This window comes from Oscillatoria sp. HE19RPO, assembly GCF_024220515.1.
In the GTDB taxonomy this organism is placed as follows: domain Bacteria; phylum Cyanobacteriota; class Cyanobacteriia; order Cyanobacteriales; family Laspinemataceae; genus Laspinema.
Genome location: NZ_JAMXOT010000279.1, coordinates 1 through 9405 on the forward strand (window position 1 = coordinate 1; position 9405 = coordinate 9405).

At 47.4% G+C, this 9405-nt stretch carries 8 protein-coding genes; 6 read left to right on the plus strand and 2 right to left on the minus strand.

The features are described from left to right. The first annotated feature begins 212 nt into the window (after positions 1-212). The 5 genes from NG833_RS22940 (at position 213) to NG833_RS22960 (ending at position 6412) form a co-directional block, all read left to right on the plus strand. Positions 213-3242 (plus strand): UPF0182 family protein, encoded by a 3030-nt coding sequence (locus NG833_RS22940; protein WP_254567592.1) that lies wholly within the window; start codon positions 213-215, stop codon positions 3240-3242. Between the two features lie 80 nt (positions 3243-3322). Then, on the plus strand, positions 3323-3541 hold the full coding sequence (locus NG833_RS22945) for a hypothetical protein (RefSeq protein WP_254567593.1): 219 nt from the start codon (positions 3323-3325) through the stop codon (positions 3539-3541). Positions 3542-3602: 61 nt separating this feature from the next. Then, positions 3603-3869: a cytotoxic translational repressor of toxin-antitoxin stability system gene (locus tag NG833_RS22950; protein WP_254567594.1), complete on the plus strand. Its 267-nt coding sequence runs from the start codon at positions 3603-3605 to the stop codon at positions 3867-3869. A 149-nt stretch (positions 3870-4018) separates the two neighbouring features. Continuing rightward, entirely contained in the window at positions 4019-5605 is a 1587-nt protein-coding gene (locus NG833_RS22955) for a glucose-6-phosphate isomerase (RefSeq protein WP_254567595.1), read from the plus strand. Between the two features lie 93 nt (positions 5606-5698). Beyond that, positions 5699-6412 carry a response regulator transcription factor gene (locus NG833_RS22960; protein ID WP_254567596.1) on the plus strand — a complete coding sequence of 238 codons (714 nt, stop codon included), beginning with the start codon at positions 5699-5701 and terminating at the stop codon, positions 6410-6412. A gap of 142 nt (positions 6413-6554) precedes the next feature. Here the strand turns inward: NG833_RS22960 and NG833_RS22965 are convergent, their stop codons facing one another. Together NG833_RS22965 and NG833_RS22970 are read right to left on the minus strand one after the other, a co-directional pair. Next, positions 6555-7247: an SDR family oxidoreductase gene (locus NG833_RS22965; RefSeq protein ID WP_254567597.1), complete on the minus strand. Its 693-nt coding sequence runs from the start codon at positions 7245-7247 to the stop codon at positions 6555-6557. Positions 7248-7544: 297 nt separating this feature from the next. Then, a complete protein-coding gene (locus NG833_RS22970) occupies positions 7545-7973 on the minus strand; it encodes a DoxX family protein (protein ID WP_254567598.1) in 429 nt (142 codons plus the stop codon). Positions 7974-8324: 351 nt separating this feature from the next. On the opposite strand from NG833_RS22970, the gene NG833_RS22975 reads away from it, so the two are divergent. Next, a complete protein-coding gene (locus tag NG833_RS22975) occupies positions 8325-8582 on the plus strand; it encodes a hypothetical protein (protein ID WP_254567599.1) in 258 nt (85 codons plus the stop codon). Positions 8583-9405 lie beyond the last annotated feature (823 nt).

Consider the following 9405-nt stretch of genomic DNA (forward strand, 5'->3'; position numbering starts at 1 on the left):
TCCGTCACTACGAAGGAACGTTTTGGAGATTTTATTTTTTGGAGTTCCCTTAGCCCGCGCAGGCGGGCTTTGTCCGTATAGCCCCACCCTTTAGGGTGCGGGGTTGGTTAAAAATTATGCAAATTAAAAGTATGAAAACTGGGAGTGTTCGCCATTACCCCAGAGATAATTCTACAATGACAGCTAGATCTAAACTCTAAACTTTAAAATTCATGCTTAAAGGGTTAGGAAAACAAGCTTTTAAATGGATCGTGGCCGGATTAGCCCTATGGATGGGGATAGAACTCTTTGCTTTTTTGAGTGCCGAAAGTTTCTGGTTTGACGAACTGGGGTACGAACGAGTCTTTTGGGTTCGCCTCCTCACCCGCTTAGTGCTGCTGGCACTAGGACTGGGAATCACTGGCGGTTTAACCTTCAGCAATCTATTTCTGGCGAACCATCTTAAATATGGCAAACTCGATCTCCTCAGCCGGGGACTGACGGAACCCCCAGGAGGGCGCGATCGCTGGAAACGCAATATTAGCCACCCCATCGCCCGCCCTAACATCCTGAGTCCTAATTCCTATACCGCCCTCAACTTAGAATCCCTGCTGGCCCTCGTCATTCTCCTAGCTTTAGGAATCTCCACCCTCCTAGTGTACTATGCTCAGGTTGTGGTGGATTATTGGCATCCCGGTTCCTGGTTACTGTTGAATTCTCCCTCAGTTCCCTTGGGATTTGGACTCAACTCCGGCCAGGAAATGTTACAGCAAATGACAACAGACTGGTGGCAAATTTCCCTGTTGTTGCTGTTTACGGTGGCGATCGTTCTGGAACCTCGCTTACTCTATGCGATCGCCGTTGTCTTAAGCCTGTTCTTCGGTCTCGTCTTTTCGGGTCAGTGGGCAAAAGTGCTGCTGTTTTTCCACCCCACAGCCTTTAATATTACCGAACCCGTTTTTAACCAAGATATTAGCTTTTATATCTTTAACTTGCCCATTTGGGAACTCCTAGGCTTTTGGCTATTGGGAGTGCTGTTTTTCCTCTTCGCCGCCGTCACTGTCATCTATTTAGTCTCGGGCAATAGTATCAGCGAAGGGAAGTTTCCCGGATTTTCTGATGGGCAATTGCGTCACCTTTATGGATTGGGTGCGGCACTCACCGGGGCGATCGCCTTGCGCTATTGGCTGTTGCGCTATGAATTGCTCTATACCAGCAATGATGTAATTTATGGTGCAGGCTATACCCAAGCCAATGTAGAAGTCTGGAGCTATGGGGGCTTAACCTTATTATCTGCGGCAGTTGCCATTTTCTTACTCTATCTGACCTTTCGCCCACTCGAACAACAGAACTTTAAACAGCTCAAACAGTCCTTGGGACTCTATGTCGCAACGGTGGCGATCGCCGGGTCCCTCCTGCCGTTCGCGGTGCAACGCGTGATCGTCCAACCGAACGAAATCGAACGGGAGCGTCCCTACATCGAGCGCAGTATCGCTTTCACCCGCCAGGGATTCGACCTCGATCGCATTGATGTCCAACTCTTCAACCCGGAAAATGCCCTAACCTTTGAGGATATCCTCGCCAATGACCTGACCATTAATAATATCCGCCTCTGGGATACTCGTCCTCTTCTGCAAACCAATCGGCAACTCCAACAAATTCGGCTGTACTATAAATTTGCCGATGCGGATATCGACCGTTACACCCTCAGAAAAACTGACCCCGAATCTGAAGAACCCATCACGGAACGGCAACAGGTCCTGATCTCGGCTCGGGAACTGGACTATCGCGCCGTTCCCACAGAAGCTCAAACCTGGGTCAACGAACACTTAGTTTATACCCACGGGTATGGATTTACCTTGAGTCCGGTGAATACCGTGGGTCCTGGGGGATTGCCGGACTACTTCGTTCGGGATATTGGCATGGAACGCCAAACTGTGAGTGAAACCGTCAACGATGGCATATTAGGAACCGCAAATGAACTGATTCGCGCCAGCATTCCCATCGGACATCCCCGGATTTACTATGGGGAACTGACGGATACAGAGGTGATGGCACCGAGTAATGTCCCGGAGTTAGATTATCCCCAGGGGGATGAAAATGTTTATAATACTTATGAAGGGACGGGGGGCGTTTCGATTGGCTCTTGGTGGCGTCGGTTAATCTTTGCCAAATACCTGAACAACTGGCAGATGTTGTTCACGGACAATTTTACCCCAGAGACGAAAGTTTTATTTCGCCGCAATATTAAGGACCGGATTCGGGCGATCGCCCCGTTTTTGGAATTTGATAGTGACCCCTATCTGGTGGTTGCCAATACCCGATTATATGAGCCGGGAAGCACCCCAATGGAACAACCGTTTCCCGATGATGATAATTATCTCTACTGGATTATTGACGCCTATACCATCAGCGATCGCTATCCCTATTCTGAACCGACTTCTCAGGAATTTAACTACATCCGCAACTCGGTCAAGGTGGTGGTAGATGCCTACAATGGCAAGGTCAAACTTTACATGGCTGACCCGTCGGACCCCCTGGTTCAGAGTTGGCAAGAGATTTTTCCCAAATTGCTCCAACCCCTGGATGCTCTGCCGGTGACCCTCCGCAGCCATATCCGCTATCCCCCGGATTTTTTTGAGGTGCAATCGGAACGGTTGCTAACGTACCACATGACCGATCCGACGGTCTTTTATAATCGGGAAGACCAATGGCGGGTGCCCAATGAGATTTATGGCACTGAGCAGCAAGCGGTCGAGCCTTATTATTTGATTATGAAATTGCCCACGGAAGTCTCAGAAGAATTTATTTTGTTGCACCCGTTTACGCCGATGAGTCGCAATAATTTAATTGCTTGGATGGGCGGGCGATCGGATGGGATTCATTATGGGAATTTACTACTGTACCAATTCCCGAAACAACAGTTAGTTTATGGTCCGGAGCAAATTGAAGCCAGAATTAACCAAGATCCGGTGATTTCTCAACAGATTTCCCTGTGGAATCGCCAGGGGTCTCGGGCCATTCAGGGGAATTTGTTGGTGATTCCTATTGAGCGATCGCTGCTGTATGTCGAACCGCTTTATATTGAGGCCGAACAAAATAGTTTGCCCATTTTAGCTCGGGTGATTGTCGCCTATGAGAACCGCATCGTGATGGCAGAAACCCTTGAACTGGCCCTGAATGCTATTTTCCAGGGAGAAGAACAACCCACGGACCCGATTATTCGTCCGGTGGAAGACTTGACGTTACCCCCATTGAATTAAGAGGATTAATGGGGTTGCTGGAAAATTAGTCCAGTCCGCTACACTGACAAAAATCGCTGACTCAAACCTCGGAGGGATTGATGAAACTGCTCAAAAAAAGAGTTAGAAGTTTGCTGGTGCAACTCTATGAGGAGGTAGAGTTGCTTCCGGATGATGATTTGCAACAGGTCGGTGCTGTGGTAGAAAGTCTTTATTACGATCTGTATGTGCTGCGCTTCATTCAGCAAGCGAACCGCAGCGTTAAGCCTGGAGATAGCTTCACCCGTGAGGAAGCTTTGCGATATTTGCGATCGCTTTGAAGGTGTTGCTGCTACTTATCTCCAAGTCAACCTTTAGATTCAGGGGGAATCGAGCTGTCCTGTGATTCTTGAAGCGCGCTATAGTCGGTCTTTCCTTCTCGATCTTCGGCAGTTAGACCGAGCTAGTTTCGAGCGGGTTTACGAATTCGTCTTTTTCAAAATTATGCAGATTGAACGGATTCAAGAGTTGCCGGAGTTACACCAACTCGGCGCTCATCCTATTTTTTATCGGTTTAGGCTGGATAACTATTTGGTGGCTATACAAGTGATTGGGCATTTTGTCAAGTTTTTACGAATTTTACCTCTGCCAGACATGAACGAGCCTTAAGCCTTCCAGGGAAGTCATCCCGGGATTGGCGTGATATCCCAGCTCAGGTTAACCACTGAAAGGGTCTAATTGTATCCGCATCCTTCGTCTCATTCCACTGATATCGGTACACTTGTGTGTGGTGAAACAAAGATAAGTAGAGAATTGTTATGGATGCTCGATCGCTCTGGAAACGATATCAGGACTGGCTCTATTATCATGAAGGGCTAGGACTGTACCTGGATATCAGTCGAATGAGATTCGATGATGCCTTCGTCGAATCGATGAAACCGAAGTTTGCTCAAGCTTTTGAGGACATGAAGGCCCTAGAAGCCGGGGCAGTCGCCAATCCTGATGAAGGCCGGATGGTGGGTCACTATTGGTTAAGGAATCCGGACATTGCACCCACCCCAGAACTGAAACAAGAAATCCTCGAAAACCTCAGCCATATCCAGGAGTTTGCCCAAAAAGTTCACAACGGGACAGTCCACCCTCCCAGCGCGTCTAAATTTACAGACATTCTCTCCATCGGCATTGGGGGATCGGCCCTCGGACCCCAATTTGTCTCCACAGCCTTGGCCCCTGAGTCTGCACCCCTAGAAATTCACTTCATTGACAACACCGACCCCGCAGGGATCGATGCCTTGTTAAATCACATCAAAGACCGTCTGCCTACCACCCTGGTCCTGGTAATCTCTAAATCTGGCACCACCCCAGATACCCGCAACGGCATGATTGAGGTCCAAAAAGCCTTTGAGAGCATGAATCTCAAGTTTGCCGACCAAGCCGTGGCCATTACCGGCCATGATAGCGCCTTGGAAAAACAAGCCCAGAAAGAAGGCTGGATTGACATTTTCCCCATGCATGACTGGGTGGGAGGACGCACCTCAGAACTCTCTGGAGTGGGATTAGTCCCGGCTGCTTTACAGGGCATTGATATTCAGGGTATGCTGGCTGGGGCCAAAGAAATGGATGATGCCACTCGCCAACCGGACCTGAAGGGCAATCCTGCCGCATTGCTGGCCCTCTCCTGGTACTTTGCAGGCAATGGACGAGGGGAAAAAGATATGGTGGTGCTGCCTTATAAAGACAGTCTGTTGCTGTTTAGCCGCTATCTGCAACAGTTGGTGATGGAATCTCTAGGTAAGGAGAAAGATTTAGCAGGCAATACGGTTTATCAAGGGATTGCCGTCTACGGAAATAAGGGGTCTACGGATCAACACGCTTATGTTCAACAACTGCGCGAGGGGGTCCCGAATTTCTTCCTAACCTTTATTGAGGTTTTAGAAGACCGTCAGGGCCATTCCCCAGATGTAGAACCGGGAATCACCACCGGGGATTATTTGTTAGGGTTTTTGTATGGAACTCGCGAAGCGATTTATGACAATCAGCGCGATTCCATTTCGGTGACGATTCCCCAGGTGAATCCGCGCATCGTGGGGGCTTTGATTGCCCTGTACGATCGCGCCGTGGGGTTATATGCTTCGTTGGTTAACGTCAATGCCTATCATCAACCGGGGGTGGAAGCGGGTAAAAAGGCAGCTTCTGAGATTCTCCACCTCCAAACCCGAATTATGGAGGTGATTGCCGCAGAAGGGAAACCGTTATCCCTAGAGGAGTTGGCTAAGAAAGCCGATGCGGGCGATCGCATTGAAATGATTTACAAAATCCTGCGCCATCTCCATGCCAATGGACGGCAAGTGACTCTATCGGGTAATTTGGCCCAACCTGAAAGCTTAACTGTGTCTACTCGTTAAATCGAGTTGGCCTGACCCTGGATTTGACCTACGCTAGAAGTATAGACGCTACTCGGTGGCGTCTATACTTGTTCAGTTCCCCCTTGAGACCCCATGCCCTTGACGATTCTGATTGTTGATGACGATCCCGCTATTCGTCTGTCTATCTGCCATTATTTGGAGCAGTGTGGTTATTCTGCGATCGCCGCTCAGAATGGTCAAGAGGGTCTTTTGAAAGTAGAAGAATTTCAACCTCAGTTACTGGTAACGGATATCATCATGCCGGAGATGGATGGGTATGAATTGGTCAAGCGCGTTCGCAAAAAACCCGCTTTACGGTTGTTACCTGTGATTTTTTTAACCGCACGCACCAGTACCCCAGAACGGATTTTAGGCTATCAACTCGGCTGTGATTTGTATTTACCCAAGCCGTTTGATTTGGAGGAACTCGGTGCAGTGATTCGCAATTTGTTGGAGCGCTCTCAACTCATCCAGTCCCAGTGGCGATTTAATTCCGATGACTCCCTCTCTCCCCCTGCGGAATCCAACAGCAACCCGTTTTCTCCTGACGATTCTCTCCCGGCTAGTTTCAATCCAGGAACTACGGAATTAACGGCACAAGAGTCAGAGGTTGCTATTTCTTTAACGCCCCGAGAACGAGATGTTTTAGATTTACTGGCGGAAGGTCTTTCTAATGCCCAAATTGGCGATCGGCTCCACTTGAGTCCGCGCACGGTGGAAAAATATGTGAGTGCGCTGTTGAGAAAAACAGAAACAACAAATCGCGCCGGACTGTTGCGGTTTGCGATCGAGCATCACTTGGTTTAGGGAACTGCACACAATAAAATATCTAAAAAACCCGCAGGCTTAAGCCTGGGGCTATACGGACGAAGCCCGCCTGCGCGGGCTAAAAGAGTCTTGTTAGGTGCGATCGCATCAAAGCAAGGATGATTTATTTGTTGGAATACCCTTAACGGGTTCTTTGTTCTAAATTAATCTCAGACACATCAACGTGGGGGGATAAAGATACAATCCAGTCAATACAAGAAACCAAATCCTCCAGGGGAATCGCTTCCTGGGGGGGAAATCGTCCCTCTTGAATGTCAGACAAAACTTCTGCCGTTGCCACATTTCCGGGATTAATGACTGAAAATCCAATGTTGCGATCGCGAAGTGCTAATCTCAGGGATTGGATTGCACCTCGGAGGGCAAACTTTGAGGCGGTATTGGCAACTTCCCGCGATGCTCTGTGTTCCCAACCGGATAGGGAACCGATAAAAATAGCTCTCGGGTTTTTAGATTGGGACAAGTTATTGACCAGTTTGCGCGTAATTTCAATGGGTGCGATCGCATTCACACTGAGCACATATCGAGTTTCTGCATCTGAGCTTTTCATGAAATCATATTGCTCAGTAAAAGCGTTATTTTCCCAGACCCCTCCCATATAGAGCAAGCCATCCACTGGCGCATCCCCGACGGCATTGGCGATCGTCTCAATCCCTGCGGGAATAGAAACATCCGCTTTCACCCACTCCCCTGCCACTGGCGCACTTCGACAAACCGACATCACCCAGTCCCCCTTAGACACAAAATGCTGGGCTACTGCTGCACCAATTCCCCGACTCGCCCCCACAATCACCCATTTTTTTGCTTCGTGTTTCATCCCTCTAATTCCTCCTGGACTGACTCAATCTTTAACATTAAAACCGGGAGCATCTCAATTTTGCAAAGAGACCTAACCGCCGGTACCCCCTTCCCTACGAGGTCAGGGGGAGCAAAACGTATAAATTCCCCTTTGAGGCCAAATTGAGATGCTCCCTTAAAACCTAAGTGTAGAGGCGATTCGCGAATCGCCTCTACACTTAGGGTAATTTTTTAGAATTCGTCTAAGTCCTGTCTCATAATTTTAAACATTCATTTCGCCTAAGCTCATGGGTAAAGTTCGCCAGCAACCCCAGGGCTATAATTGTTCTTTAAAAGAGCCGGGTTGTTCCTCGGGGTTTTGAGTGTACCACCAAGCCCAAGCAATCAAGACAGCCTGAAAAGGCAGTCTAACCCAGTAAAGCACAGGATGATGAGGAATGCCCTCAATGGGAATACTATTAAGTGCCTGATTGATATTAGCGGGAAAAACCGCTATAAACAGAGCAATCAGTCCCCAGGCAGCCGCAACGCTGACAAATGGAATCAGTAAGCCAATACCTCCTAAAATCTCGAAAAAGCCACTAATGTAGACCAACTCAGTCGGGTAAGGTAATTGAGGTGGCACAATTCTGACATATTGAGCGGGGTGAGTAAAGTGGGTAATGCCTACTACGATGATGGCGATCGATAAGAAAACCCGGAGAATTTCTTTAAGCCGATTGGGCCTGTTGTTGTTTGAAGTCATAGGGTCAAAGATAGAACTTACCCCAACCCTAGCAATCTTTAGGTTATCGTTACCTCTACCTTGAGTATTATTACAGAACTCACCCAAATTGTAGAGAGGGCTAAGAAACTCGCGACTTATATTTAGAGGCTATGTAACTGGACAGTGAAAAGTTCTGTATAACCCCAAGTTGGTCGCTCATGGGGCCTCAGAAAAAATGGACCGGCATAAAGCCAGTCCATAAGTCATACTGGTAAGTATTTGAAGCTTAACCAGTGTTACCATTATGCCCCCCTTTGAGCGAATTTACCTTCCCTTCAAAGTCTACGGCCTGCATTCAGCCGTGAGGCGGCGTTTGAATGGTTAGCGATCGTGGTCTGGGGGATTTTGTTATGCAACCGGACCCCGGCCATCACCAGTTATCTGAATGCAGTGGGACTGAGTGATTACTACTATGGACACGCTCTGCATTGGTTTCACGCCACAAGTTGGAGTGCCAAAACATTATCAAACAGATGGTATAAATGGTTGATTTCTCATGAAAATGTCAAACGGTTGAAGGGTCAACCTATTTATGTTGGGGATGGCATTAAAGTGGCGTTCATAAGGCCGAAAAATGCCCCTAGTTAAAAAATTACACAAAGAATCAGGTAATGTGACCTTGCCCTGAATGGATTCGGGGTCATTATTTTGGAGCTATTAGTCTGTTATTACAATCCGGGGATTCTTTAGTCCCTGTCACGGTTACGTTCGTTCCTTCAAGATGGACTTCAAACATCTGATATAAATTCACCGACTTTAGTTGATAAAATGTCAGGCTTATGTAGGGCTTACATAAAAACTGGAAATTACGTCATTAAAGAATGCCCATTTTGCTTCAAAAAAATTAATTAAGCAGTTTCGGTCCGATTCAATTCATTTAATTACTCGGGTCAAAATTAATACGGTTGCCAAGCATCCGTTACCACCGTCCCCCGTGAAAAAAGGTCCCGGCAGACCTCGCACTTGGGGACGATCGCTGGAATTACGCACGTTATTTAATGACCCAAATTCTTTAAAGACTGAATCGTTATCCCTTTATGGAAAAAAACAGAAAGTCAGTTATCGTACCCTAGATTTACATCTTCGTCTGTCCCGAAAATTTAGGGTGTTTTGTTTTAGTATTGTGGCCCGGAGGAAAACCCAGCATTCTGCTTTCAACAGACCTGGATTTATCGGGAGTAGAAATCATAACGGCTTATAGTTAGCGGTTTAAAATTGAAGTAACTTTTCGGACCTTAATCGAACTTTTATCCGGCTTCAACTATCGGTTCTGGATGAAAAATATGGCTCCATCTTCCCGAGGCACTAAAAATATGAATATCCAAGACTACCCTGATAAAGACCGGGTGAATATCCAAGATAAAATAGAAGCATTTGAACGATTTGTCATTCTTATTGCTTTAGTTTTAGG

Bases quoted from the DNA above. Each gene is read 5' to 3' on its own strand.
- NG833_RS22940 (WP_254567592.1), top strand. From the start codon at position 213: ATGCTTAAAGGGTTAGGAAAACAAGCTTTTAAATGGATCGTGGCCGGA.
- NG833_RS22945 (WP_254567593.1), top strand. From the start codon at position 3,323: ATGAAACTGCTCAAAAAAAGAGTTAGAAGTTTGCTGGTGCAACTCTAT.
- NG833_RS22955 (WP_254567595.1), top strand. From the start codon at position 4,019: ATGGATGCTCGATCGCTCTGGAAACGATATCAGGACTGGCTCTATTAT.
- NG833_RS22960 (WP_254567596.1), top strand. From the start codon at position 5,699: ATGCCCTTGACGATTCTGATTGTTGATGACGATCCCGCTATTCGTCTG.
- NG833_RS22965 (WP_254567597.1), bottom strand. From the start codon at position 7,247: ATGAAACACGAAGCAAAAAAATGGGTGATTGTGGGGGCGAGTCGGGGA.
- NG833_RS22970 (WP_254567598.1), bottom strand. From the start codon at position 7,973: ATGACTTCAAACAACAACAGGCCCAATCGGCTTAAAGAAATTCTCCGG.